Consider the following 1,272-nt stretch of genomic DNA (forward strand, 5'->3'; position numbering starts at 1 on the left):
CAGCGCTAAGCCAAATTCGCTGGTTAAAATCTTTGATGGCGAAAAAGAAATCGGCTCTGAAAAGGCTGATGCTTATGGCCAGTGGAATTTTACTGCCAAACTGGATGGCGGCGCGCACAGCCTGACCTTTGTTTCAGGTAAAGTTTCAAGCGATCCATACATTCTGAACATCGTGACACCTGATGCTCAGCCAATCACCATCGATTACGTTTATGACAACAACAATCCGTATGTCCCTAAGCTTCTGCAACCTGGCGATACCACGCAGGACACCACGCCACGCTTTGATGGTAAAGCCGGTGCCAACACACTGATTCGCCTGTTCGACGGCAGTAAAGAGATTGGCTCCACCATGTCAGACAACTGGGGCCGCTGGAGCCTGACACCTTCTCTGCCAGCAGGCAGCTACAACCTGGTGTTCAAAGCAGGTGAAGGTTCAGCCAGTAAGCCATTCGCGCTGACTATCACATCCGCAGATTCGCAGCCGGTCGAAATTTCATACGTTTACGATAATAACGAGCCTTACATCGTTAAAAAGCTTAACTCTGGCGACAGCACACAGGACACCACGCCACGCTTTGATGGCAAGGCCGGTGCTAACGTGCTCATTCGTGTGTATAACGGCGATCAGGAAATTGGCTCAACGGTATCTGATTCATGGGGTGGCTGGAGCTTTACACCTACCTTGTCAGCAGGCAGCTACAACCTGGTGTTTAAAGCCGCTGAAGGTTCAGCCAGCAAACCGTTCGCACTGAATATTACCTCTGCTGATGCGCAGCCAATCGAAATTTCCAATGTCTATGACGACAGCGATCGCTATTACTACAAGCCGCTCAAGCCTGGCGATAGTACGCAAGACACCACACCACGCTTTAACGGTAAAGCTGGAGCCAACGTACTGATTCGCTTGTTCGATGGCGAAAAAGAGCTGGGTTCCACTTACTCAGATGCTTACGGTAACTGGAGTCTGACCCCTTCTCTGCCAGCGGGTAGCTACAATCTGGTGTTCAAAGCCGGAGAAGGCTCAGTGAGCAAAGCGTTCGCGTTAAACATCACCTCTGCAGATTCGCAGCCGATTGAAATTTACGCCGCCTTAGAAGACTCAAGCGGTTATAACCGCAGCCTGCCACCAGGTGCCACCATTAAAGACACCACGCCTTATTTCTATGGGAAAGCCGGTGCTAATGTAGTAATTCGCCTGTACAACGGTGAGCAAGAAATTGGTTCGACCAAGTCTGATGCTTACGGCAGCTGGAGCCTGACACCAACGCT

The 1,272-nt window shown here is 50.6% G+C and carries 1 protein-coding gene; it reads left to right on the forward strand.

What is annotated here, in order from left to right:
- Positions 1–1,272: Ig-like domain-containing protein (locus RTY00_RS10340; RefSeq protein ID WP_312664366.1), on the forward strand; the 1,272-nt coding region annotated here is incomplete at both ends.

This window comes from Pantoea sp. CTOTU49201 (genome assembly GCF_032054795.1).
Taxonomy (GTDB): Bacteria; Pseudomonadota; Gammaproteobacteria; order Enterobacterales; family Enterobacteriaceae; genus Pantoea; species Pantoea symbiotica.